This window comes from Ancylobacter novellus DSM 506 (assembly GCF_000092925.1).
In the GTDB taxonomy this organism is placed as follows: domain Bacteria; phylum Pseudomonadota; class Alphaproteobacteria; order Rhizobiales; family Xanthobacteraceae; genus Ancylobacter; species Ancylobacter novellus.
Window position 1 is genome coordinate 16,397 of the sequence record NC_014217.1, and the last position, 22,088, is coordinate 38,484.

A 22,088-nucleotide genomic window follows, 5' to 3' on the forward strand; every position below is an offset into this window, starting at 1 on the left:
CATGGCGACCGACATCGAAAAGCTCGTGGTGCAGATGTCGGCCGACATCAAGGGTTTCGAGCGCGAGTTGCGCAAGGCGCAGGGCATCGGCGAACGGCGAGCGACGGCGATCGAGCGGCGTTTCCAGCAGATGAACAAGCGCATCTCGGCCTCGCTCGGCTCCAGCGTCTCGCTGGGCGGCCTCGCCGGCGCGGTCGGCCTCGGCATCAGCATCGCCGACTTCGTGGAGACCACGAAGCGCATCGACAGCCTGCGCCAGAGCCTGAAGGCGATCACCGGCTCGGAAGCCGAGGCGGCGCGCGAGATGCAGTTCGTCACCGAGACGGCCGAAAAGCTGGGTCTGGAGCTGCTATCGACCGGCGAGGCCTATGCCTCCCTCATGGCGGCGACGAAGGACACGACGCTGGAAGGCGAGGCCACCCGCGACATCTTCGTTGCCGTGGCGAACGCGATGTCGACGCTGGGCAAAAGCTCGGCCGACACCGAGGCGGCGCTGCTGGCGGTGCAGCAGATGGTGTCGAAAGGCAAGGTGTCGGCCGAGGAGTTGCGCGGCCAGCTTGGGGAGCGCTTGCCCGGCGCCTTCAAGGCGGCGGCCGATGCTCTAGGCATCACCACGGCCGAGCTCGACGAGATGTTGCAGAAGGGGCAGGTGACGGCGGAAGTGCTGCTGCCGCGGCTGGCGAAGCGTCTCGAGGAGCTCTATTCGGTTGACCGCAAGAGCACGCTCACGGCGGAGATCAACCGGCTGAACAATGCGGTAACGGATCTCTACCGCACCCTCGCGGACACCGGCGCGATCGGCCTCGTAACATCCGCGCTCAAGGATCTGGCGAACATCATCAAGGAAATCGCCGCCTACTCGCAGCTTGTCGGCCAAGGGCGGTTCGGCGAGGCCTTCGCCGTCGATCCGGCCGGTGCTGCCCGCATGAAGCTGCGCCTTGGGCAGGGCACGGCGCTTACCGACGACCAGAGCGCCGCGTGGGACCAGGCCTTCGGCATGACCGGCAGCGCGCCTTCCACCGTGACCGTCAACAAGCCGGCTCCGCCGGCGTTCGCGCCGGCGGCGGAGAAACAGCGGCTCGACAGCTACCAGCGGCTCACTGCCGCCATCAAGGAACGCACCGGCGCTATCGAGGCCGAGACCGCAGCACAGGCATCGCTCAACCCGCTGATGAACGACTACGGCTTCGCCGTCGAAAAGGCGCGTGCGGAATATGACCTGCTCACAGCGGCGCAGGAAGCGGGCCTTTCCATCACGCCGGAACTGCGCGCGCAGATCGACACACTGGCAACGGCCTATGCGAACGCCTCGGCCGCGTCGGAACAGCTGCGCGAGAGTCAGGGGCGGCTGCAGCAGGCCGCCGCCGACTTCAATGAGATGGGGCGCGGTGTGCTCTCCGGGTTCATCGCCGATTTCACGAATGCGGAAACCCGAGCCGATGCCCTCAACAACGCCATCGGCCGCATAGTCGACAGCCTTGCTGAGATGGCCCTGAGCAGCGTGTTCAAACCGCAAGGCAGCGGTTCGGGCGGTTTGTTCGGAGCTTTCTTCAGCGCGCTGACCGGCGGCACCTCCGGCACGACGTCCGGTTATGCTGGAGCTTCTGCGCTCTACGACGAGGGTGGCTATACCGGCGATGGCGGCAAGCACGATGTCGCGGGTGCGGTGCATCGCGGCGAGTACGTTTTTTCGAAGGCTGCCGTACAGCGGCTCGGCGCCGATAATCTCGAAATGCTCCACCTTATGGGCAAGAAGGGCTACGCGGATGGTGGTTTTGTCGGCGGCCTTTCCATGCCGCGGATCAGCCGGCGCGGCGGTGCGTCGCGCGGAGCAGGCGCGGTCCTCAGCTTCTCCCCCGTCACCAATATCGACGCCACCGGTTCGCAGGTGAGCCGGCAGGAGATCGCCGGCATGCTGGCACAGCGTGACAAGGCGCTCATGGCAGGCGTGCAGCGGGCCATGCCGGGCTGGATCGTGTCCGCCCGCAAGCGCAACGTAGGGATCTGACGGTGGCCATCACCTATCCGCGCAGCCTGCCGGCCTGCGGCGCCCGTCGGGTCGCGCTCGAACTGTTCGACCCCGTGGTATCCGCCGCGAGCAAGCGGGGGCTGGTGATCAACCGCACGCAGGTAGTCGATCCGCTTTGGCGGCTGCGCGCCGAAACGCACATGTTGCGGCAGCCGGCGGAATGGATTGCTTGGGGCGCCAGTCTCGGCGGTGGCCTCCGCACCTTCCTCGCTTCCGATTCCCGTTACCGCCAGCCGCTGGCCTATCCGAACGCCGGAGTGCCCGGGGATGTCGCAGCCGGTTGGGATGGAACGGCTGATGTCACCGCGCTCGGTTCCGGCGGCGCTCTCTCGCTGGCGCTGCTTCCGTCCAGCTATCAGATCACGGCCGGGGACCGGATCGGGCTGGAGCAGGGATCGCCGCTGCGGCGCGGCTATTACATGGCGCTGGAAGATGTGACCGCGAGCGCCGGCGGCGTCGCCACGGTAACGGTCACCCCATTCCTGCACACCGCCATCTTCACCGCGGCCGCCACGGCGAGGCTATGGCGCCCCTCCGCCGAGTTCGTCCTCGATCCCTCGACGTGGCCCGAAAACCCCGGCGCTTTGCCGCGGTGGTCTTCCTTCAGCTTTGAAGCCTGGCAGACGATATGATCACGCTCCCGTCCGATGTCCTTGCTCTGCTCGACGCGGGCCGGATTTCCATCCGCGGCATGATCCGCTTCGACCTCGGCACCGGCACCTATGGCTTCATCCGCTCAGTGCAGCCGCTCACCTGGTCGGGCGTGACCTACCTGCCCGGTGGCCTGATCTCGGTCTCCGATCTCTCTGCGTCGATGGATGGCTCGGCGCAGGCCTTCACGGTCAAGCTGGCGGCATCGGCGGACGACGGGCTGACGCCGGAGGTGCTGCTGACGATCGAAGCCGAGGATTATCGGGATCGGCCGGTGACGATCTATGACGCCTATTTCCATCCTGACACAGGCGCCCTCTTGCACGTACAGGCCCTGAAGCGGGGCTACATCGACACGATCGACCACATCGACGATCCCGAGGACGGCTACACGCTGGAGGCCAAGTGTGAGAGCCGGGCGCTCGACTACACCCGCACAAATGGGCGCCGCCGCACCGTTGTCGACCAGGCGCGCCGCGCGCCGGGTGACCTCTTCTTCGAGCATACCGCCATGCGCGGCCGTGAAGAAATCTTCTGGGGCCGGGAGAAGGCCGCCGCGCCGCCGCCCCAAGTCCCCCGATCGACAACGCCTCGCCGGCGCTGAAAGCGGATCACTCACCATGCGGATCAAGGGATGGGAACGCGAGCTCCGGCTCGTGGTGGAGAAGCATATTGCCTTGCCGTCGGCCTATGGCATCTCCGACTGCTACATCATCGCCGACGACGCCGTGGAAGCCGTCACCGGCAAGCGGATGTTCACCGGGGCGCGAGGCTACCGCACGGCGGCCGGCGCCGCGAAAAAGCTGCGCAAGCGCGGCTTCCTGACCGTCGCGGATGCCTTCGCGGCTCGCTTCGCCGAGATCCCGGCGATGATGGCGCAGCGCGGCGACATCGGCGTCATCCACCAACCGAACGGCGACGTGACCGGGGGCGTGTTCACCGGGCTCGGCTTCTTCACCCGCGACGGTGACCGCGCCGTGTTCCTGCCCTGCACCGATGTCGCGCGCGCCTTCCGGGTCGACTGACAGATGCCCTTCATCGCCCCGATCATAGGAGCCGTTGGCGCCGCCATCGGCGCCGTCGGTTCGTTCGTCGGCAGCCTCGGCATCGTCGGCCAGGCGCTGCTCGGCATCGGCGCCAGCGTGCTCTCCAGCGTCATCCAGAAGGAGACGGCCGGAAAGGCGGAGAAGCAGCCCGGCGGCGTGCAGTTCGAACGGCAATATGGCGGGGACGTGCCACGGCAGGTTGCCTGCGGCCTCGTCGGCATCGCCGGCCACGACACCTATGTGAACACCTTCGGGCCGGCAAACGGCATCCTTCAGCAGATCTACACGCTGTCGGACTTCCCCTGCCACGGGCTGTCGCGCGTCGCGATCAACGGCAAATGGGTGACGCTCGGCCCGGTCGGCGAAGACGGGATGCGGAAGGTCACCAGCGGCGAGTACGCCGACCTCATCCGCGTCCAGTTCGTCGATGGCACGCAGACCGCCGCGCTGGCGGGGCTTGTCAACTCGGCAAATCCGTCCGACCGGTGGACCGCCAATCACATCGGTGCCGGCGTCGCCTACGTCTACATCGCGCTGGCCTTCACCGAACCGCTCACCAACTTCCCCGACTTCTTCTTCGAGTTCTATGGCGCCCGGTTCTACGACTGGCGCAAGGATTCGACGGTCGGCGGCTCCGGCGGGCATCGTTGGGGCAACTACGCCACCTATGAGTTCACCGAAAACCCGGTGGTGATCGAATACAACTACCGGCGCGGCATCGCGTGGAACGGCGACATGTTCTGCGGCATGGCGATGCCGGCCGCCGACCTGCCGCTGGCGAAATGGACCGCGGCGGCGAACATCTGCGACGAGACGACGGACTACGGCACGCGCTACCGCTGCTCGATCATGCTCGACTGCACCGCCATGCACGGCGAGAACATCACGTCCCTGCAGCTGTCGTGCGGGGCCAAGAAGGTCGATGCGGTGGATGGGTCCTGGCCGCTGGTTGGCCATGACCAGGCGGTGGTCGCCACCATCACCGACGACGACCTGATCGTGGGCGTGCGGGGGCGCTGGACGGCGCGCCGTTCGATGAGCGATCTGGTCAACCGGGTCTACGGCACGTTCCCGAACCCCGACAATCTCTGGTCGCCCGCCGACTATGAACTGCAGGGCGGTGGCGCCCTGGTGGTGCTCGATCGTCGCGACCGCGATGTGCCGCTCGATTTCCCCATGGTGCGAGTTCCCGGCCAAGCCGCACAGCTGGCCCGCATCTATCTCGAGGAGAACCGCTACGAGGCGACCGGCGACGAGGTGTGGCGCCCGCGGTTTCAGGTGCTGGAGCCCGGCGATTGGATTCGTCGCATCGGACGCACACACGGTGATCGCATCTACCAGATCACCGGCCTGTCGCTCGCCTCGCACGATGCCGACGGACCACGCAACGTCTCGGTCAGCCTGCAGGAGGTCGACGGCGCGATCTATGACGGCATCACGGCGCCGCCGATCGTTGTGCCGATGCCGCCGGGGGCGCCGGTGCTGCTCAATGAGGTGCAGGATTTCGACCTCGCGCCGGTCACCGTGCTCGGCGACGACGGCCGCTTGCTGCCGGCGATCCGGGCATCCTGGGCCAGTATCACGGATGTGACGGTGGCCTATGTCGACCTGCAGTACTGGCCGACGGCGCAGCCGACCTCGGTATTCACCAAGCGCGTGCCGGCTACGGAGACGATCACCGTGCTCGCCGAAGGCGTCGTCCGCGCGACCGAATACACGGTCAGGACGAGGCTGGTGACGCAGCCGCCCCGCGTCACGGTGTGGAGCGCCGGGGAAACGGTGACCACCACCGCCATTCCTGACACGGAAATCGACGTCTACCTCGCCAACATCAAGGGCGACGCCTACGACGCGCTGCGGCGCATGCGCGAGGACCTAACCGCCAACGTGCAGAGGATGGACATGTTCGTCCGGGACACCTCGGTCGGTCTCGGAAGGCAGGTCACCTCCACCAGCGTGGCGACGCGGCTCGGCAAGGCGAACGCGACGGCGATCCAGAGCGTTCAGTCCAGCGTGCAGGATCTGGGTGACCAGGTCCTTGCAATGGCCGAGATCATCGACGCGGTGAATGCGTCGATCGAGAGCATAAACGGGACGCTCGCCGGGCAGGCGTCGGCGATGACCGCGCTGACCGCGCGTGTCACGGCATCGGAGGGCGGCATCAACGCCCTGGCCGCATCGACGACGACGCTGTCCGCGACCGTCGGCGATCTCTCCGCGTCCGGCCTGCTGCGCATCGAGGCCCGTGCCGGCAGCGGCGATGTCTCCGCCCGTCTCGTCGTCCTCATGCGCGCGACGACGGGAAGCGTCTGGCGCGAGGTCGGCACGATCTGGGAGACCGGCTTCACCGGCGGCAACCCGGCTCTGCCATTCGCGCGCATCGCCAACTATGCCGACCAGTTCGTCATCATCAGCCCGATCGACGACGGCCGCCTGCCGCCCTTCGTGGTCGATACCGGGCTCGGCCAGGTCATCATCACCGAAGCTCTGATCAAGCGGCTGATGGTGAACAACTTCACCCTCACCGGCGCGGGCAGCAAGCTGCTGATCACCAGCAACCCGGCGCGCATCAGGGCGACGAGCTGATGCCTGTCTCGTTGACCGTGACCGGTGGAGCGATGCGGCTGCGCACGGCGCTGCCGGGGCATGATCCGGAAGATGAGAATACCGACGAGCGCTACCTGACCTTCGATAGCTTCTGGGGCGGGACGCTGCGGCTTCTCGCCAACAATGTTGTGTCGGCTGCGAGCCTCGCAAACCTGACCGTAACTTATCCGGCTGGAGCCGACGGGCCGATCACGCGGCGGTGCAAGGTCCTGCCGAGCGCCGGCGAGAACGCGACGCGGCCAACACTGGCGTGGGCACGGCGCGGCGCCGGCAGCGTCACCTACAGGTCCGGCGGGGTCGACACGCCCACCGGCTACCAGCGCGGCTACCGTCAGTGCGGTGTCACGCTGCGCACCAACAGCATCCTGCTTTCGCCGCAGCTCGCCGGCGTCGACTACGTGTATTTCGTCTTCGGCAACAATGGCACGGCGGCCGAAGGCTCCGGCGGCAACGGCGTGATCATCGGAGACCACGATCTCCACGGCGTCGGTCTTCATGCCTCGCGTCTCGGCTTCAACGTCGATACGGCAACCCTCGCCGAGATGGCGGTGTCGACCCGCAAGAACGTCTTCCAGATCTTCGAGACCGGGACGGTGACCTTGACCGGGACCGCACTGACCGACCCGCTCGCCGATCCTAACGTCAACTCCTTCGCCCTGCCGGCCGCCTTCGTCGACCTCGCGGGCTCCTATCCTCACTACCCGCCGGTGATCGCCTACTCCGTCGGGAACTCAGAACAGGTCAACTGCAGCGTCTTCTGGATCAATGCGAGCCGCCTGCTAATCCTTGGAACGGCGGATTTCTCGACGCCGGTGCGGTTCGCGGTGGTCGCGAGCGATCCGGCCTACCAGGGCGGTGTGGACAGCGCCACGGGTATCGTCCGGCTCGACATCACCGGCGATTACGTCCGCGTCTCCAAGCACAACATCGGCATTGATGCCGCCGGCATCGCCGACCTCGTGTTTGATTCCGACCGCCTGACGCCGCGCCTCAAGGGCTTCAGCGCCGTCGGCGCCTCGCAGGGAAGCGGGTTCTTCAATCTGCCGTCGCCGCCGCCTGTCGGCGCCGGCCCGCCCTTCAACTTCTTCATCCTTTGGGACCCGCAGATCGGCGAGTGGTGGTGCGGGTGTGGGAATGTCGCCTATTTCGACGTGCTCGGATTCTTCCAGACCGTCGGGGTCTGGGGCTATTCCGGCCACGCGCCCGCCGGATGGGTAGCGAACCGCACGCAATGCGGCTGGTTTCGGCCGGGCAGCTGGGGCAGCGCGCCGGGCTTCACTGCGACCATGAACGTCTCCGATTTCAGCTGAGGGCATTCCATGCCGACTTCACCTTCGGTCTTCCGGGCCGGCGTCGTCGCCGTCACGGCGGGTTCTCCTATTGTCCTTGGCACCGGCACCGGCTTTCTTCTCAACGGCGTCACCGGCGGCATGTTCTCGCTGGCGGGTCACGCCGTCCCGGTTCTCTCGGCGGATTCGGAAACCCAGCTGACGCTCGCCTATGACTGGCCCGGGGCGACCGCCTCGGGCGTCGCGGACTATGCGATCTCGCTCGAAAGCGCGCTGGCGGCCGACGCGACCTTCGTGCACAACCGGCTGGTCAGCGTGCTCGACGCCATTGGAGCGATCGAAAATGCGCGACCGAACTATGAGGTTCTGTCGGTCGGGAGCAATGCCCCACCGGGCTCGCCGGTGGTAGGCGGTCTCTATGTCGTCGGCACCGTACCGAATGGCGCCTGGGTGGGACAGGCTAACAACCTGGCGCAGTGGACCGGAGCCGCTTGGCTTTTCACCGCTCCGGAGCGCGGCACGACGGTGGTGAGCGCCGCGACCGGCATAGTTTCGATCTGGAACGGTACGACGTGGGGCGCTTATGTCGCGCCGTCGTCGTTCATCGCAACCCTAATGGACGATGCTAGCGCATCGGCGGCTCTGTCGACGCTGGGTGTGTCAGATTTCGCCAAAACGATCCTCGACGACACTACCGCTGCCGAAGCCCGCACCACGCTCGGTGCGACGGCGTTTCGGGCGCTGGGCACATTGACCGGTGCTGCTGGCTCTTTCGCCCGCTTCACCGGCGCGGGCGGCGCCGATGCCGTGATGCAGGCGATCGTTGGGACGGTGAGCCAGAGCGCTGGCGTCCCAACCGGTGCGATCGTCGAAGCGGGATCCAATGGCAACGGCAACTACGTCAAATTCGCCGATGGCACGATGGTCTGCTGGGCGACCTTTGCTGTGCGGGCGATCAATATCGCCAGTTCTGCGGTTATCGGCGGCTTCCGGTCCGCTGCAATCATACCGACGTTTCCCATCGCTTTTGCCGCAGTTCCGGCGATCGTCACGTTTGCGACGGGGGGATCTGGCGCAAGTGGGTCAGCAATTACGGCATGTGACAGTAGTGCTCCGACTACCGGAAATTTCTCTTTTTACCTAGCCGCTTCGGTGAACACTACCGCGGCCGGAGCGGGATATGTTGCCATCGGCCGCTGGTATTGATGACTGGATAAACATCACATGCCGACTCCCTCCACCGTAATTGCCTTGGGTGCCCGCGGCACAGTCCACGAGGTCACCGAAGACGCCAATTTCTACTACTTTCGCAGCGACAGCATGGGCTGCGCAACGCTACCATTCAAAATGAAGAAGACGGCATTCACCGATCTGGCGAAGATCGTTGATGGTCACACAGGCACTAGGTGCTACGTCGGCTACGGGCAGTCTTGGCGGACGATGTCTGGTGGGGCTATCAAGTCGTGGGTTGCCGGATATAGCGCGGAGCCGGAATCCGCGCTCACGTTCCATCAGACCAATTCTGCCGGGGCGCGTTCGGTGCTGGGGCCAACCGTTGGTGTTTACTGGCCAGGCAGCACGTTTGTTGACGACATCTGCGGCATGTCGCTGAATGAGCCCATCACGCTCGACCGCGTGGCGGCCGTAGCCCGCGCGAGATGGCGCCGCAAGCGCGTGATCAGGCAGTTCTCCGACTTTCACTTCACATTTGGCTACCCGTCTTCAGGCTGGGATTGGGGCGGTTCAGGCGGTGCTGGCCTCAATGAAAATTCTCCGTCGTGGGCCAATGGAATCGCCGCCCTGAATCGACTGCGCACCATTTTGACCGGGTACGGTCTAAGTGTTGCGCTCGCCCCGCTGTCGTGGACGCAGGGCGGTGACCCGAATAAGAACCTAGCGGGCAATCTCGACGACTTGGCGCAGCTTCGGCACCATTGGGGTGAGGACGCCGCAGGCGGCGCTGCTCAGCCGCTGTTCATTGGCATTGCGCCCGGCGGGTCGTCGACCACGGAAATGCCTGTCGGTGCGAAGGCGCAGATCCAATACTGCCGCGACAATGTGGGGTCCGGCATACACCTCACCTTTCCGTGGTACATGTTGCGGCTGACGTCGACGGGCCCCGGAGATGATGGCAGCATCCATTTCGACAGCGCCGGCATGGTCCGCTACGGAGCCGTAGAGGGCTACGTGCAGGCCATCGTCGAGGCTGGTGTTGTTTGGACGCCATTCTGGCTTACGCGCGATGTCGACCCGGTGCGCGTCGATGGGCAGGAGGTCGTCGTCACCTTCGACGCCCCGCCAGGCGGCGACTTCGACCGGAAGGCCCCTCGCGTCATCACTCGCGACGACGAGCCCGACTTGCCGGGGCTGGCCGAAAGCCACGGCTTCCGCGTTAAGCGGGCCGGCACGTTCCTCACACTTGGCACACCGACGTATGGGCTCAACGCATCGGGCAAGCCGGAGGCGCGCCTGCCCGTGGTCGAAACGCTCGTCTCCGGAGACGCGCTGGAGGTGTCGTACTGCGCCTATGGCACTGGCTCGGTGCCGTTCGGCCATTCCGGCGTCTGGGGGAATGTGATCCTGCGCGGCCCGCGGTGTCCGGTGCGCAAGGACGTGCCGGACCCGTTCGTAGATATGCCGCTGGTGCCGTTTATCGCTGCATCGACCGCCTAAGGGCTTGCATCGTCTCGGGCGTGTCCGGCTAGCGGATGACGCCAGGGACCTCCAGCATCCGCGCCTCAACAGCCTCCCTCAGCCGCCTTCGGGCGGCTTTTTCATTTCGACGACGTTGTTCCCGGCGCTGCGGCTTAGGCGCTCGTGCGCCTCGGCGTCCCCGGCCGCGAACCGCGCGATGCGCCGATCCATCCACCAGCAGAACAGGACCGTGATCGCGCCGAGGGCCGCGAAGACGAGGCCGAAGCCCGTCCACCACTCGGCGCTGAACCGCATCGCCTGATCCCTTCCCCGACATTCTGGAGACGAGCATGCGCCTCATTCCGAACTGGCGGAAGGTGCTGCTGCGCGCGTGGAGCGTGCGCCTCGGCCTGATCGCCGGCCTTTTCGAAGGCCTCAACGTCGTCCTGCAGATCACCGTCGACCGGCTGCCCGACGTCTCTCTCGGTCTGCGCCTCGCCGCCGGCGGGTGCGCCTGCCTGGCGCTGGTGTCCCGCTTCATCGCTCAACCCAAGACCATCGGAGAATCCCATGCCGATCACTAAGCTGCGGCCGACCGGCCGGGCGCGGGCGGCCATTGCCGCCGTCATGGCGCTGGCCATTTCCATCGGCGGGATCTGGTACGTGCCGACGTCGAGCGGCAAGCAATATCCCGCCGCGGTGGTGCTGGCCGCCGAGCACATCATCAAGGGCTGGGAGGGCCTGCGCCTCATCGCCTATCGCGACATCGTCGGCGTGTGGACCATCTGCTACGGCGAGACGAAGGGCGTGCGCGCCGGCATGCGCAAGACGGCGGCCGAGTGCGAGGCGCTGCTCTATGAGCGCGTCTACCGCGACTTCTACATCCCGATGTCGGCATGCGCCGCGCCGGCCTTCGTGCAGGCCCCGGTGCCGGTGCAAGCGGCCATGCTCGGCGGCGGCTACAATTTCGGCGTCGGCGGATGGTGTGGCTCGACGACCGCCCGCTACATCCGCGCGAAGCTCTGGCGGCAGGCCTGTGATGCGCAGACCGCGTGGAACCGCGCCGGCGGCAAAGTGGTGCAGGGCCTCGTGAACCGCCGCGAGATGGGCGACGCCTCTCGCATCGGCGAGGGCGAGCTCTGCGTGACGGGGCTGCAGTGATGCTCGGCCTCCTCGACACCATCAAGATCGGCGCCGGCCTCATCGCCGGCGTCTCGCTCACCTGGGCGGCCCAGACCGCCTATGACCGGCTCGTTGACGATCCGGCCGTCGCTGCCGCCGCCCGCGAGGGCTACGTGCAGATCGCCGAGAAGACGGCTCTTCAGGCGCAACTCGCCGAACTCAGCCGCCAGCGCGCCGCTTCCGATGAAGCGCTGCGCGCCGCACTCGCCCGTGCCGAAAACGCCAAGCAGGAGGCTGCCCGTGCCCAAGCTCAATATGACGACCTGGTCGTGCAGGACAGCGGCGCTGACGGCGCTCGTGTTGACGGCTCTGATGTGCAGTGGCTGCGCGACTACTGAGCGGCGCCTGACGGTCGCGGCCGGCACGACGGGCCGCATCGCCGCCAGCGTCGACCTCCCTGACCTGCCGGCCGAGTGCCGCGCGCACATGGCCCGTGTCGTGCCCAAGGAAGGTGAGAAATGGCGCTGGGTGCAGAAGCGCTGGGAGATCGTCGCTGACACCGAGGACAAGCGCACGGCGCGCTGTGCGGCCTTCTATGACGATGTCGCGGAAGGCTTCGAGGTCACGGGGGTTGCGGGCGATGCGGAATGAGCCCAACAAATCTGTCGTCCTCTCCATCTCGCGCGACGAGCTGCGCGAGGAAATGGAGAAGGCCGTGCGTCGCGGCCTCGAGGATGTCGGGCTCTACACTGAGGATGCTGAGGACCGGCGTGAGACGCGCGAGGATATGAGGTTTGTGCGCCGGCTTCGCCGGGCGACCGACGGCATCGCGGCCAAGGTCGGCTACACCGTGCTCGCCATCGTGACCGGCGGCTTCCTGGTGGTCATCTGGGCCGGCATCAAGGTCCATGTGCTCAAGCAATGAGAGGCCCCGCCGCGCCGCCTTCCACGAGCCGACTGGCCGGCTGCTGATCAACTTCGATCATCAGTCGGGCATCGGCACGCTGGAAGAGTGGGAAACCTATGTCCGATTCATCCAGCGCGAGGTGACGCGGCAGCGTGAGCGGCAATATCAGGCCGCACATCCCTGGCACTGGCGGCCCGAACCGGAATTCTGAGATCCGCGCCCGCGCGCGGATGACCGTCGGCTCCGGCCGGCGGTGACGTGCCTAGCCCTCCTTGGGCGTTCCTCCCTCATCTTGGCCCCGCTCTCCTCCGGGAGGGCGGGGCTCTTTTTGCGTTGCCGCGACAATACCGCTTCGTTGTGGATACAGCGGCCGGCCAGATGAAGCGAGGAATGTGCTTCTGGCTCAGAATTGACGGCAGCATCCACAACAAATACCTAGGCGCCGATATCGTGAGGCTCCGAGGCGGAAGCCAAGCGTGCGCGAATAGGATGACAGGGACTGAGATGACCAATCGGATTTCGCGCATCGCTGCCGCTGAGACGCTGCTGTTCATTCTAATCATTGCTGTCATTTCATTTAAGCATTTCGTCCTTATTGTCCCTCATGGTCCCTCTGTATTCATGGACGAGTTATGGTATAAAGACAATATTATCTCGCTGTTATCGAATGCCATTGCGTATAAGGCGCATTATCCTCCCGTCTATTCGGCAGTGTTAATGCCAGCCTTTATTTTTGAGAATTGGTATGAGGCCCTTGTCGGACTCAATGCCATCTATACGTCATTATGCATTGCGGTCGTATATTTCGTTGCTCGATCGTTCGTCCGCCGCCTGCTTGCCCTTGTTGCTGCGTTGGCAGCCGCTTTATTGCCTTGGCAGGCTGTGTATCCGCTTTATATAATGAGCGAGAATGTTGCAGTACTTCTTTTCGTCCTGTCGGTATTTCTTGCCAGCCGAGGCGTCACGGATCGACCTGGTGAGGCGCTAATTTTTGGGGCCCTACTATCTACTTTGTATCTTACCAAATACTTGGCTCTGCCTGCGTTGCCGATGCTCTTTTTGGCTTGGATGGTCGGGCCCTTCCTCCAGCGCTGCCGGTATTCGCTGTCGGCATATGTTACCAGCATCGCCGCGTGCGCTTTAGGGATGTCAATCATATTGGGCGGATGGGCTGCTTATTGCCTTTCTCGGGGAATCCCGCTGCTCAAGGCGTTCGGGCTGGCATTTGTGGATAAATACATCGACGCTGCGCCTCAATCATCTCAGTTTATGTGGTTGATTGTGTATGCAGCAGATGCTGCCCTTTCTGTCGCGCCCTTCATTTTGTTCGTGGCTCTGTGGGTAACATCTCACAGTTTTAAGAAACAAGTTCGCGAACTTAAATTCACCCAGGATAGTGTTTTTATCATCCTGTCGGCATGTGTTGCAGCAGGCTATTGTGTGTTGAGCGCACGTCATTCATTCATTGTGCCGTATAACAGACCAAACCCATCCCATATGCAGGGCCGCTATATGATGCAGATTGGCCCAATGTTTATCATCGCGGGTGTAATTTCTTTCGAAAGACTTATAATGGATGGCCGGCTTGGATCTGGCCGAATGCGCTGGTGGATGGCGCCGCCCCTTGTAGTGGCCGCAGTTGTGCTGTCGTGGGGGATATTATTCAGAGATTTTGTCTGGTCGTTTCCCGCGTGGTTCGCGAGCATGGCGCATGTGTCGCCCAGCGTCTTTCCTTACAACAATCAGAAAGTTGCAATACTGTGCATTGCGTTGGTCGTTATAATGGCGCTCATTGTCATGATCGCGCGTGCGTCTGGAACGATCTGGCGTATCGCGGTGCCCTCAGCAATCGTTGTTGCCATTTGTTGGCAGGCGGCGCTTTTTTGGGGTGGTGTCGAGTATGTTCGCGCACTGAGGAACACACAGCACGGACGATATATTGCCGCGGAGGTCTTGAGCGGGCGAGTTAGTCCGAATTGTTACGAGGATATAGTCATTGATGTGCCGTTTTTGACGCCGACTATGCTCAAAAATCAGCTGTCGTTCTGGGGAATTGATGGAAACAAATACGACATAAAAATAAGCGTTCTTGATGAGAAGAAAGAAGAAAAGGACGATATTTACATGCTTCTAGGCGCCGCAGGGCGAAACGCTGTCGCTGTTGCCAACTACAGCCTAGACGGGCAGCAATATACTGCTTATTGCATCAATCCGGACTGACGAAGGTCGGCACGTGGATCAAATTCAGGAAAGCATTTGAGTAAGCGAAAAAGCCAGAGATACGGGATCATGCTGGCGCAAGCGACATCGAAATTAGGCCAATGCCAAGGGGGCGACGGTCCACGCTGTCATCGACGTCAGGACGGAGCGGTCTCGTTAGCTCGATCTCGAGCAAGGCCTCGTCCCCCGGCGACAGCGAATCGGGAAATGCGGCTGATATTTCGCGAACTGCTTCGATGCCATCGAGCTCAATCGATGCGACTTCTCGATCATTCAACCGAAGGGTCAGAAACCGTCTTTCGGTCGTGGGCGGCCGCACGTCGACGAACTTCAGGAGTATGCCAGCAGCACCTTCGGCCGCGCGGAACCGAAGCGCCGAGGCGAGGCCGACGGACCAAGTGAAGTCTGGGTCCGGTTCGGCCCATCCCCACCGCGTGAGTGCAGCGCCGTTGCCCCCGGGCACGAAGTGAATTGGTGCCCCGCAGGCCACCATCGGAATTGCAGGTTCTTCGTCGGGAGCAGGAAAAGGCGAGACGAAGCTAGTGTTGCCAAGATGGGGGGCTCCGAAGTCCTGTCGGTCAGCTGAGCGAACCGCCTTCGTTGGAGTGAGACCCTCGAAGCAAATGGCTTCGCCAGGGCAGTCGTGAGAACGGAGCGGCCGCATTACCGCAATCAGCTGTGTCGGCTTGACTTGCTCGGCTCTGATGAGGTCGTCTTCGAGAGCCTTGATTTGCGAGAGAAAGTTTGCGTCGGGGGGATTGTTCGGGTCAAAATTGGGCCCAAAGCTCCTGTCGGTAAATATCTCTGAGAGGCCACCATAGGCCAGAAATCGCTCGAACTTGAACCGCTCGAGAAGAGCCGGAAGAATATCTTGCGATCTGATGCCTTCGAACCCCTCTATCGAGCAATCCCAGTTCTCAAACCAGCGATCGAACCGGCTGAGCTGGTGATCCCACTTCAGCCTGTCCGGCAGCGCCGGCCACAACTCCCGAATGATGCCGAGCGTCTCGGGCCACCTCATGTGGCCGTTGCGGCCGATCATGTCCATCGTGATGAAGGCGCCCTCGGGCGGCAAATAGGAATTCACCTGGTCAAATATTCTCTCCAACTCGACCAGATGATGAAGTGAATGATGCGCCATGAACGCGGCCACATTGCCGGCGAGCGGGAGGTCGACGTTCAGGTCGACCACCTGGGCGGAGACGAAGTCTTCAAGACCCTGCTCGCGTATGGCGCGGTTTGCGCGATCGACAAGCACTGGCGACAGCTCAAAACACTTAAGGTGAAAAGCGGGCAGACCCCGGCTGCGCGCGAGATTGATAATGTCAATTTCGAGCGACCCGTACCCAGCGCCAAGGCTGACGGCAACATCGAGGCCGGTCCTTGCGACCGCTTCCGCAATATGTACTGCGTAGAACTCTGCGACACTTTCGGTTCCGGAAACCTGACGCATCCGTGGCCGCAGGAATCGCGAATTAAACCAATTCGCAGCCGCCGCGGCGTTGTGCATGTTCTCGACGGTCGAATATTGGCCGATTTGCGATTGAACCTGTTGGTCGTATTTCGGATTCAACATCGAGCGTGCCGCCTGATTTCTCTTCCGATCGCTTATAGCAGGGCCGAAGCGCCACTGAAACCGCGCGACGATGTCCGCGTTGAATCCGCCATGATCGCCCTTTCTCCACCCGTTCACGTCTGGGAAGCCGGTTCGCGCAAGCGCACCCTCACGACAGTCGAGGGTGCTGCGGAATTTCTTGTCGAGAAATGGCCAGAGGAGTTCGCCGGCTCGGCTCTTCACCACGTCGCGCAGCAGACCGCGCTCGAGCTATTGGAGCGTGGCGGCAAAACGTGGCCCTTCAGGAGTACGCTGGAATGGGCAGCGGACGAAGCCGGCATATTGGCGCCGCCGGCGGCCGAGCCCGAGAAACCGCTGTCCGGCCATATCGCCGAACCCTGGCGCTACGGGAAGCGGAAGCGGCGGCGCTAGCGCAAGGCTTTCAATATCTTGGCGAGGTCGCTGTAGCCGGCGAGCACCCAGACGCCGCCCTCGGCAGGCAGCAGGTCGGCCGTAAAGCTGATCCGCACGGCATCGACGCGCTTCTTGATCTCGGCCCTGTCGCCCGGCACGAAGGCAACGAAGCCGCTCCAGACGCGCATGTCGACTGGCGGCTGATCGGGGGCGATCTGCCAGTCTGGCCCGACCTTGGTGATATTTTTCCGGATAATCTCGTAGGGCTGCATGGCGGCGGTATGGGTGATTCCCATGCCGCGGCGCAACCCGGCATTCGGCCGGCAGTGGTAAACGTCGCGCCACCTCTTGTTCCGTTTTTGTTCTCGTGGAATCTATGTCGGCTCGCTGAGGAAATCGAGCATGACCGACAAGCCGTCACCCCATGATCCGACCGATCTGATTGAGATCACCGACGCCGATGTCGACGAGGCGATAGCGGTGTGCTCCGGCGACATGCGAGCGACCATAAGGGCGCTGCTCATTGCCAACACTTTCACAGAGCAGATGCTCGAACTGGCGCGACGAGAGGCGAGCCCGGGGTTCCTGCGCCGGCGCCCGGTGAAGCGGGCACAAAATGGATGAACTGCGGGTGATCTGCGTGGAGTGCACCTGCGGACGGCGCTGGTGGGGCCGCTCCAGCGAGGTCGGCTTCCGTTCGATCCAGGATCTTGCCGGGCGGATGGTCTGTCGTGGGTGTGGCGCGCGCAACGTCTCCGTCGCCTATGCGGACCACGTTGCGGTTCCGGCGCCCGAGCCGAACGAGCTCTGGGCCTCGGTTGAGATATGGGATGACGCGGGTATCCGCATTCAGGAAACCATGGCGCGCGTGGGCAATCTCGGTGTTGGCGTCGCCGCCTACGAGCGAACGTTGCTGGAGCGCCCCAATCGCAATGTGACCTTGCGCGACCGGGCGAGGATAATCCGTAGCACGGCCCGCGACCGTGAGAGACGCGGCAAGAGGTTAGACTAGAAGACGCAAATCCTCGACCGGCGGGTCTTCCTTCGCCGCACCGCGCGCCACGATCGTCAACCCGTCATCCGCCAAGGGGCGCTGCAGCGCGCAGGCCTCGCTCCACGGCGCACGCATCCATACCTCGCGCTCCTCGGCCGTGGTGAGGATGACGGGCATCGCCTTGGGGTGGATCGGCTTCACCACCGCGTTCGGCTCGCAGGTGAGGAAGCCATAGAGGTCGTGCGGCCCGAGCACAGGGTTCGCCTTGGTGCCGCGCACGCCGTCCCACGGCGTCCAGATGCCGGCGAAGAAGGTGAGCGGCCTCTCTTCCGACAGGGCGAACCAGACGACATCCTTGCGCTTGGTGACCGGGTTCGGCTCCGGCGCGTACTCGCTGAAGCTGGTCATCGGCACCAAGCATCGGCTCGCCGGCCCGGTCCAGCGCCGCCAGTGCGGCGAGGCGACGTTGCGGATGTTGGTCACCGGCGGGCCACCGAACTGAGGCGGCGACGGCATGCCCCATCGCGCCATGGCGAGCTCGCGCTCGCCGTCCGCGCCGGTGCGGACGATCGGCGCCGGATAGTCGGGGAATATCCCGGTCTGCGGCGCCAGATTGCCGGCGAGGTTGCGCAGCGTACCGACGAGATCGCGGATCGCCTCGACGTTGGAATGGTGGCTGTAGAGGTTGCACATCCAAGCTCAGCCTTCGCCAAAGCTCGCCGGCGGGAGGGCGGCCATGGTTTCCTTGATCTTCTCCGCGTGCGCGGCGATGGCCCGCGAGACCTTATCGTCGTGGGAATAGCAGACATACCCTTCCTCAGCGTCGAGAACGCCGAAGAGCGGAAGTCCGTCCTCATCCGAGGTCATGTTGACGGTCCAGGGCAGGGGATAATGGTCGGGCTTCGTTGTCATCATCTGTCCCATCATGAGCCCCTTTGCCCGTGAACAGAATGAGAACAAATGGACGAGGGAGTCAAGCTGGAAGGGCGGCGTTCCGCCGATTGCGGGGAACGTCGCCCTTCATTTTCAATGGCTCGCGCGACAGGGGGCGTTAAGCGGAGAGATTAGGGCGGGAGAGGGGCGTGCGCGGCGGCTTTCTAGAGGGGGCGAAGAGTGACGACGTCATTCTTCCCACGCGCCGTCGTCCCCGGGCTTGGCCCGGGGATCCACGACTTGGTGCCCCATGCGCGAGGTGTCGCCGAAGTCGTGGATGGCCGGGCCAAGCCCGGCCATGACGAACCGGGCAGAGGATACGAAAATCCGGGCCGCACCCTTCGCCACGAGTTGCTGAAACCCCGCAGCGTCACCCCTTCAGCAGCTGCTGTGCCTCGTCGAGCGCGCGGCCGCAGGCGGCGGCGTCGCCGGACTGGTCGGCGGCCTTGGCGCGGCTCATGGCGGCGCTGACCTGCTGCGACGAGGACGCGCCGCCCTGCGCGGCGGTGGCGCCGCCCGAGGTCTGCGACCGCACGTCCGCCGGCGAGGTTGCCTTGCTGCCGACGGTGGCATTCATGCCGGCGGTGCCGCCGGTGCCGGGCGTCTCGCCGGCCTTCGGCACACCAGGATTGGGCGCAGCGGTCATGGCGTCGGTGGATTTGGTGGGGCCGGAGCCGGCATCGCTGGTCGACAGCGATTTCTCCAGCGCCGAGATGCGCTCGGTACAGGGACCGGCGAAGGCGACGGTGCTCATGCTCGCGAGCGCCGCGCCGAGGATGATGGCGGTGGTTTTCATGGTCTTCCTCCTTGCCGTTGCATCGGCAAGAGGAAAACGACCGCCGGAAGGGGACGTTCCGTTGCGGTAATGGAAGGGCGGGCGCGGCGCTACGCCGCGTTCGCCTCGTCGTCGGCGTCGAGCACCTGCAAGAGCGCCCGGCGGATGGCGGAGTGGCGGGCGGCGCCTATGATCTTCGCGCCCATCAGGTCGGTGACGTAGAACACGTCCACCGCCCGCTCGCCGAAGGTGGCGATGTGCGCCGAGGCGATGTTGAGGTTCAGCCGCGACAGCGTCTGCGTCAGCCCGTAGAGCAGGCCGGGCCGGTCGAGGCCGGAGACCTCGACCACGGTGTGGCGGTTGGACCAGCTGTTGTTCAGCGTCACCTCGGGCTCGACGGTGAAGGCGCGCGGGCGCTTGGGGATGCGCTTGGCGACGATCTCCGGCAGCCGGATCTCGCCGGCAAGCGACTTCTGGATCGCCGCGGCGATGCGCTCGGTGCGGCGCAGCTCGTCGGAATCCTGCTCGAAGGCGCGGGTGAGCGAGATGGTGTCGAGAGCGCGCCCGTCCGTCGTCGTGCTGATCTGCGCGTCGACGATGTGCGCCCCGGCGCTGGCACAGGCCCCGGCGATGACGGCGAGCAGCTTGGGGTGGTCGGGGGCGAAGACGGTGAGCTCGGTGACGCCGCGGGCTGCATCCGTGTGGGCGGTGGTGGCGAGCGCGCGGCCCTCCGCCTCGGCGGCGCGGATGAAGCGGGCATGCTCGGCCTGCTGCTCCCGGTCGGTCTGCAGCCAGTAGGTCTGGTAGTGGCGGGAGAGATAGGCCTCGATCTCCTCCGGCGGCCAATCGGCCATGGCGGCGCGGAACTCGGCCTGCGCGCGGGCGACGCGCTGGTTGCGGTTGCTCTCGGAGAAGCCGCCGGTGATCACCGGCTCGGTCTCGTAATAGAGCGTGCGCAGCAACTGGGACTTCCAGTTGTTCCACACGCCGGGACCGACCGCGCGGATGTCGGCCGTGGTGAGGATGAGCAGCAGCTTCATGCGCTCGAGGTTCTGCACCACGCTGGCGAAGTTCTCGATGGTCTTGCGGTCGGAGAGGTCGCGCGACTGGGCGATGGTCGACATGGTGAGGTGCTGCTCGATCAGCCACGCCACCGTGTCGGTGTCGACCGGGCTTAGGCCGAAGCGCGGGCACAGCTTGCGGGCGACGCGGGCGCCGGCGATCGAGTGGTCCTCCGGTCGACCCTTGGCGATGTCGTGCAGGAACACCGCGACATAGAGCAGGGTGCGGTTCTTGATCTGCTGCACCAGTTCGTTGGCGAGGCCGAGGTCGGGCCGGTCGCCGCGCTCGATCTGCCCGAGCACGCCGATGGCGCGGATGAGATGCTCGTCCACCGTGTAGGAGTGGTACATGTTGAACTGCATCATCGCCACGACGCGGCCGAATTCCGGGATGAAGCGGCCGAGCACGCCGGTCTCGTTCATCCGCCGCAGCACGATTTCCGGCGTTTCGCGCGAGCACAGGATCTCAAGGAAGAGCTTGTTCGCCTCCGGGTTCTCGCGCACGCGCTGGTCGATCAGCTTCAGCGAGCGCGTGGCGAGGCGCATCGCGTCCGGATGGAAGGCGAGGCCGTGCTTGCCGGCGAGGTGGAAGATGCGGATCAGGTTGACCGGATCGCGGCCGAAGGCGCTGGCGTCGGCGACGTTGATGCGGTCATTGTCGACGATGAAGTCGGTGCTTTCCTTCAGCGCGCGGCGCGGCGAGCGGCGCAGCCGGGCGATCACCCGGTTGAGCCGCGGCACCGGCTTGTCGTGCCGTTCCTCCAGCGCCGCCGAGACGATGGCGGTGAGGTCGCCGACGTCCTTGGCCACGAGGAAGTAGTGCTTCATGAAGCGCTCGACGTCCTTCAGGCCCGGATGGGCCGTGTAGCCGAGCCGCTCGGCCATCTCGCGCTGCAGATCGAAGGAGAGGCGTTCCTCCGCCTTGCCGGCGAGGAAGTGCAGATGGCAGCGCACCGACCAGAGGAAGTCCTCGCAGCGGCGGAACACCACCGCCTCCTCGGGCGTGAACACGCCCTTGGCGACGAGGTCGCGGGTCTCGTGCACGCGGTAGACGTATTTGGCGATCCAGAACAGCGTGTGCAGGTCGCGCAGGCCGCCCTTGCCGTCCTTGACGTTCGGCTCGACCACATAGCGCGACTGGCCGGCACGCTTCAGCCGGTCCTCGCGCTCGGCGAGCTTGGCGGCGACGAACTCGACGGCGGTGCCCTGCACCACTTCCTTGTCGAAGCGGACGGTGAGTTCCTCGAACAGGCTCTTCTCGCCGAGCAGCAGCCGTGCTTCCAGCAGCGCCGTGCGGATGGTCATGTCGGCGCGCGCCTGGCGGATGCACTCGTCGACCGAGCGCGTCGCGTGGCCGACCTTCAGCCCCATGTCCCAGAGCACGTAGAGGATCGCCTCGGCGACGCTCTCGCCCCAGGCGGTCTGCTTGTAGGGCAACAGGAACAGGATGTCGGTGTCCGAGCCCGGCGCCATCAGCCCGCGGCCATAGCCGCCGACGGCGACGATGGCCATGCGCTCGGCGGTGGAGGGATTGTCGGACGGGTAGAGGAACTTCACCGCCAGCTCGTGCACGAGAGCGATGATCTCGTCCTGCAGCCGCGAGAGCCGCTCGGCGCAGCGCCGGCCCGAGCCCTCCTCCATCAGCCAGCGCTCGGCAGTCTTGTGGCCCTGCTGGTAGGCGAGCTTGAGCCGCCGGGCCATCTGGCCACGCAGCTCGATCTCGCGGCCCGCCTTGCCATTGTCCAGCACCTGCCGGGCGAGGGCGGTGAGCTCCTCGCGCAGGACGTCGATATCGAACAATTCCTTAAAGGGATGGTCGGTGCGGCGGCGTCGGCGGGTATCGGTCATGGG

At 64.7% G+C, this 22,088-nt stretch carries 25 protein-coding genes; 18 read left to right on the top strand and 7 right to left on the bottom strand.

Annotated features, from left to right (window positions below; genetic code table 11):
• The first annotated feature begins 1 nt into the window (after nt 1).
• From SNOV_RS00130 to SNOV_RS00165, 8 genes are read left to right on the top strand one after another with little or no spacing between them, the layout of a single operon-like run.
• A complete protein-coding gene (locus SNOV_RS00130) occupies nt 2–2,008 on the top strand; it encodes a tape measure protein (RefSeq protein WP_013164866.1) in 2,007 nt (668 codons plus the stop codon).
• A gap of 2 nt (nt 2,009–2,010) precedes the next feature.
• On the top strand, nt 2,011–2,661 hold the full coding sequence (locus tag SNOV_RS00135) for a hypothetical protein (protein WP_013164867.1): 651 nt from the start codon (nt 2,011–2,013) through the stop codon (nt 2,659–2,661).
• Nucleotides 2,658–3,284: a baseplate hub domain-containing protein gene (locus tag SNOV_RS00140; RefSeq protein WP_013164868.1), complete on the top strand. Its 627-nt coding sequence runs from the start codon at nt 2,658–2,660 to the stop codon at nt 3,282–3,284. The genes SNOV_RS00135 and SNOV_RS00140 overlap by 4 nt, the downstream gene beginning before the upstream one ends.
• Nucleotides 3,285–3,300: 16 nt before the next feature.
• Entirely contained in the window at nt 3,301–3,705 is a 405-nt protein-coding gene (locus SNOV_RS00145; protein WP_013164869.1) for a DUF6950 family protein, read from the top strand.
• Nucleotides 3,706–3,708: 3 nt separating this feature from the next.
• Entirely contained in the window at nt 3,709–6,312 is a 2,604-nt protein-coding gene (locus SNOV_RS00150) for a phage tail protein (RefSeq protein ID WP_013164870.1), read from the top strand.
• A 32-nt stretch (nt 6,313–6,344) separates the two neighbouring features.
• Nucleotides 6,345–7,643, top strand: a complete 1,299-nt coding sequence (locus tag SNOV_RS00155) for a hypothetical protein (RefSeq protein ID WP_041781868.1) — start codon at nt 6,345–6,347, stop codon at nt 7,641–7,643.
• A gap of 9 nt (nt 7,644–7,652) precedes the next feature.
• A complete protein-coding gene (locus SNOV_RS00160) occupies nt 7,653–8,828 on the top strand; it encodes a DUF2793 domain-containing protein (protein WP_013164872.1) in 1,176 nt (391 codons plus the stop codon).
• 18 nt (nt 8,829–8,846) lie between these two features.
• Nucleotides 8,847–10,295 (top strand): hypothetical protein, encoded by a 1,449-nt coding sequence (locus SNOV_RS00165; protein ID WP_013164873.1) that lies wholly within the window; start codon nt 8,847–8,849, stop codon nt 10,293–10,295.
• A gap of 78 nt (nt 10,296–10,373) precedes the next feature.
• Here the strand turns inward: SNOV_RS00165 and SNOV_RS00170 are convergent, their stop codons facing one another.
• On the bottom strand, nt 10,374–10,571 hold the full coding sequence (locus SNOV_RS00170) for a hypothetical protein (RefSeq protein WP_013164874.1): 198 nt from the start codon (nt 10,569–10,571) through the stop codon (nt 10,374–10,376).
• 35 nt (nt 10,572–10,606) lie between these two features.
• On the opposite strand from SNOV_RS00170, the gene SNOV_RS00175 reads away from it, so the two are divergent.
• From SNOV_RS00175 to SNOV_RS23280, 7 genes are all read left to right on the top strand, one after another.
• Nucleotides 10,607–10,840 carry a DUF7940 domain-containing protein gene (locus tag SNOV_RS00175; protein WP_013164875.1) on the top strand — a complete coding sequence of 78 codons (234 nt, stop codon included), beginning with the start codon at nt 10,607–10,609 and terminating at the stop codon, nt 10,838–10,840.
• The gene (locus SNOV_RS00180) at nt 10,827–11,417 is read left to right on the top strand and encodes a lysozyme (RefSeq protein ID WP_013164876.1); all 591 of its coding nucleotides are present in this window, start codon (nt 10,827–10,829) and stop codon (nt 11,415–11,417) included. Before SNOV_RS00175 ends, SNOV_RS00180 begins: the two co-directional genes overlap by 14 nt.
• Nucleotides 11,417–11,776: a hypothetical protein gene (locus SNOV_RS00185; protein ID WP_013164877.1), complete on the top strand. Its 360-nt coding sequence runs from the start codon at nt 11,417–11,419 to the stop codon at nt 11,774–11,776. Before SNOV_RS00180 ends, SNOV_RS00185 begins: the two co-directional genes overlap by 1 nt.
• Nucleotides 11,751–12,029 (top strand): hypothetical protein, encoded by a 279-nt coding sequence (locus tag SNOV_RS00190; protein ID WP_013164878.1) that lies wholly within the window; start codon nt 11,751–11,753, stop codon nt 12,027–12,029. Before SNOV_RS00185 ends, SNOV_RS00190 begins: the two co-directional genes overlap by 26 nt.
• Nucleotides 12,019–12,303: a hypothetical protein gene (locus SNOV_RS00195; RefSeq protein ID WP_013164879.1), complete on the top strand. Its 285-nt coding sequence runs from the start codon at nt 12,019–12,021 to the stop codon at nt 12,301–12,303. Before SNOV_RS00190 ends, SNOV_RS00195 begins: the two co-directional genes overlap by 11 nt.
• Entirely contained in the window at nt 12,287–12,496 is a 210-nt protein-coding gene (locus SNOV_RS00200) for a hypothetical protein (RefSeq protein WP_013164880.1), read from the top strand. The genes SNOV_RS00195 and SNOV_RS00200 overlap by 17 nt, the downstream gene beginning before the upstream one ends.
• 293 nt (nt 12,497–12,789) lie before the next feature.
• Entirely contained in the window at nt 12,790–14,505 is a 1,716-nt protein-coding gene (locus SNOV_RS23280; protein WP_013164881.1) for a hypothetical protein, read from the top strand.
• A 67-nt stretch (nt 14,506–14,572) separates the two neighbouring features.
• On the opposite strand, the gene SNOV_RS22450 is transcribed toward SNOV_RS23280, so the two are convergent.
• Nucleotides 14,573–15,646, bottom strand: coding sequence for a hypothetical protein (locus SNOV_RS22450; protein ID WP_144295921.1), 1,074 nt, complete (start codon nt 15,644–15,646; stop codon nt 14,573–14,575).
• On the opposite strand from SNOV_RS22450, the gene SNOV_RS23285 reads away from it, so the two are divergent.
• The gene (locus SNOV_RS23285; RefSeq protein ID WP_144295922.1) at nt 15,635–16,492 is read left to right on the top strand and encodes a DUF982 domain-containing protein; all 858 of its coding nucleotides are present in this window, start codon (nt 15,635–15,637) and stop codon (nt 16,490–16,492) included. The genes SNOV_RS22450 and SNOV_RS23285 overlap by 12 nt on opposite strands.
• On the opposite strand, the gene SNOV_RS00215 is transcribed toward SNOV_RS23285, so the two are convergent.
• A complete protein-coding gene (locus SNOV_RS00215) occupies nt 16,489–16,770 on the bottom strand; it encodes a hypothetical protein (protein ID WP_013164883.1) in 282 nt (93 codons plus the stop codon). The two genes, SNOV_RS23285 and SNOV_RS00215, sit on opposite strands and share 4 nt — an antisense overlap.
• A gap of 106 nt (nt 16,771–16,876) precedes the next feature.
• Here SNOV_RS00215 and SNOV_RS00220 point away from each other — a divergent pair, with 106 nt between their 5' ends.
• Together SNOV_RS00220 and SNOV_RS00225 are read left to right on the top strand one after the other, a co-directional pair.
• Complete coding sequence (locus tag SNOV_RS00220) at nt 16,877–17,098, top strand: hypothetical protein (protein ID WP_013164884.1); 222 nt, start codon at nt 16,877–16,879, stop codon at nt 17,096–17,098.
• On the top strand, nt 17,091–17,486 hold the full coding sequence (locus tag SNOV_RS00225) for a hypothetical protein (RefSeq protein ID WP_013164885.1): 396 nt from the start codon (nt 17,091–17,093) through the stop codon (nt 17,484–17,486). The genes SNOV_RS00220 and SNOV_RS00225 overlap by 8 nt, the downstream gene beginning before the upstream one ends.
• On the opposite strand, the gene SNOV_RS00230 is transcribed toward SNOV_RS00225, so the two are convergent.
• The 4 genes from SNOV_RS00230 to SNOV_RS00245 all read right to left on the bottom strand — a co-directional run bounded on the left by SNOV_RS00230 (nt 17,478) and on the right by SNOV_RS00245 (nt 22,085).
• On the bottom strand, nt 17,478–18,161 hold the full coding sequence (locus SNOV_RS00230; RefSeq protein WP_013164886.1) for an SOS response-associated peptidase: 684 nt from the start codon (nt 18,159–18,161) through the stop codon (nt 17,478–17,480). The genes SNOV_RS00225 and SNOV_RS00230 overlap by 9 nt on opposite strands.
• Nucleotides 18,162–18,167: 6 nt before the next feature.
• Nucleotides 18,168–18,395 carry a hypothetical protein gene (locus SNOV_RS00235; protein ID WP_013164887.1) on the bottom strand — a complete coding sequence of 76 codons (228 nt, stop codon included), beginning with the start codon at nt 18,393–18,395 and terminating at the stop codon, nt 18,168–18,170.
• A gap of 376 nt (nt 18,396–18,771) precedes the next feature.
• Nucleotides 18,772–19,197 (bottom strand): hypothetical protein, encoded by a 426-nt coding sequence (locus SNOV_RS00240; protein WP_013164888.1) that lies wholly within the window; start codon nt 19,195–19,197, stop codon nt 18,772–18,774.
• 89 nt (nt 19,198–19,286) lie between these two features.
• Nucleotides 19,287–22,085 carry a [protein-PII] uridylyltransferase gene (locus SNOV_RS00245; protein WP_013164889.1) on the bottom strand — a complete coding sequence of 933 codons (2,799 nt, stop codon included), beginning with the start codon at nt 22,083–22,085 and terminating at the stop codon, nt 19,287–19,289.
• Nucleotides 22,086–22,088: the final 3 nt, after the last annotated feature.

What these genes read in the sequence shown, in the direction of transcription:
- SNOV_RS00185 (WP_013164877.1), top strand. Translation starts at nt 11,417, where the DNA reads ATGCTCGGCCTCCTCGACACCATCAAGATCGGCGCCGGCCTCATCGCC.
- SNOV_RS00150 (WP_013164870.1), top strand. Translation starts at nt 3,709, where the DNA reads ATGCCCTTCATCGCCCCGATCATAGGAGCCGTTGGCGCCGCCATCGGC.
- SNOV_RS00190 (WP_013164878.1), top strand. Translation starts at nt 11,751, where the DNA reads ATGTGCAGTGGCTGCGCGACTACTGAGCGGCGCCTGACGGTCGCGGCC.
- SNOV_RS00240 (WP_013164888.1), bottom strand. Translation starts at nt 19,197, where the DNA reads ATGAAAACCACCGCCATCATCCTCGGCGCGGCGCTCGCGAGCATGAGC.
- SNOV_RS00155 (WP_041781868.1), top strand. Translation starts at nt 6,345, where the DNA reads ATGCGGCTGCGCACGGCGCTGCCGGGGCATGATCCGGAAGATGAGAAT.
- SNOV_RS00220 (WP_013164884.1), top strand. Translation starts at nt 16,877, where the DNA reads ATGACCGACAAGCCGTCACCCCATGATCCGACCGATCTGATTGAGATC.
- SNOV_RS00175 (WP_013164875.1), top strand. Translation starts at nt 10,607, where the DNA reads ATGCGCCTCATTCCGAACTGGCGGAAGGTGCTGCTGCGCGCGTGGAGC.
- SNOV_RS00165 (WP_013164873.1), top strand. Translation starts at nt 8,847, where the DNA reads ATGCCGACTCCCTCCACCGTAATTGCCTTGGGTGCCCGCGGCACAGTC.
- SNOV_RS00230 (WP_013164886.1), bottom strand. Translation starts at nt 18,161, where the DNA reads ATGTGCAACCTCTACAGCCACCATTCCAACGTCGAGGCGATCCGCGAT.
- SNOV_RS23285 (WP_144295922.1), top strand. Translation starts at nt 15,635, where the DNA reads ATGATGCGCCATGAACGCGGCCACATTGCCGGCGAGCGGGAGGTCGAC.
- SNOV_RS00170 (WP_013164874.1), bottom strand. Translation starts at nt 10,571, where the DNA reads ATGCGGTTCAGCGCCGAGTGGTGGACGGGCTTCGGCCTCGTCTTCGCG.
- SNOV_RS00215 (WP_013164883.1), bottom strand. Translation starts at nt 16,770, where the DNA reads ATGGGAATCACCCATACCGCCGCCATGCAGCCCTACGAGATTATCCGG.
- SNOV_RS00160 (WP_013164872.1), top strand. Translation starts at nt 7,653, where the DNA reads ATGCCGACTTCACCTTCGGTCTTCCGGGCCGGCGTCGTCGCCGTCACG.
- SNOV_RS23280 (WP_013164881.1), top strand. Translation starts at nt 12,790, where the DNA reads ATGACCAATCGGATTTCGCGCATCGCTGCCGCTGAGACGCTGCTGTTC.
- SNOV_RS00195 (WP_013164879.1), top strand. Translation starts at nt 12,019, where the DNA reads ATGCGGAATGAGCCCAACAAATCTGTCGTCCTCTCCATCTCGCGCGAC.
- SNOV_RS00235 (WP_013164887.1), bottom strand. Translation starts at nt 18,395, where the DNA reads ATGATGGGACAGATGATGACAACGAAGCCCGACCATTATCCCCTGCCC.
- SNOV_RS00130 (WP_013164866.1), top strand. Translation starts at nt 2, where the DNA reads ATGGCGACCGACATCGAAAAGCTCGTGGTGCAGATGTCGGCCGACATC.
- SNOV_RS00140 (WP_013164868.1), top strand. Translation starts at nt 2,658, where the DNA reads ATGATCACGCTCCCGTCCGATGTCCTTGCTCTGCTCGACGCGGGCCGG.
- SNOV_RS00180 (WP_013164876.1), top strand. Translation starts at nt 10,827, where the DNA reads ATGCCGATCACTAAGCTGCGGCCGACCGGCCGGGCGCGGGCGGCCATT.
- SNOV_RS00145 (WP_013164869.1), top strand. Translation starts at nt 3,301, where the DNA reads ATGCGGATCAAGGGATGGGAACGCGAGCTCCGGCTCGTGGTGGAGAAG.
- SNOV_RS00200 (WP_013164880.1), top strand. Translation starts at nt 12,287, where the DNA reads ATGTGCTCAAGCAATGAGAGGCCCCGCCGCGCCGCCTTCCACGAGCCG.
- SNOV_RS22450 (WP_144295921.1), bottom strand. Translation starts at nt 15,646, where the DNA reads ATGGCGCATCATTCACTTCATCATCTGGTCGAGTTGGAGAGAATATTT.
- SNOV_RS00245 (WP_013164889.1), bottom strand. Translation starts at nt 22,085, where the DNA reads ATGACCGATACCCGCCGACGCCGCCGCACCGACCATCCCTTTAAGGAA.
- SNOV_RS00225 (WP_013164885.1), top strand. Translation starts at nt 17,091, where the DNA reads ATGGATGAACTGCGGGTGATCTGCGTGGAGTGCACCTGCGGACGGCGC.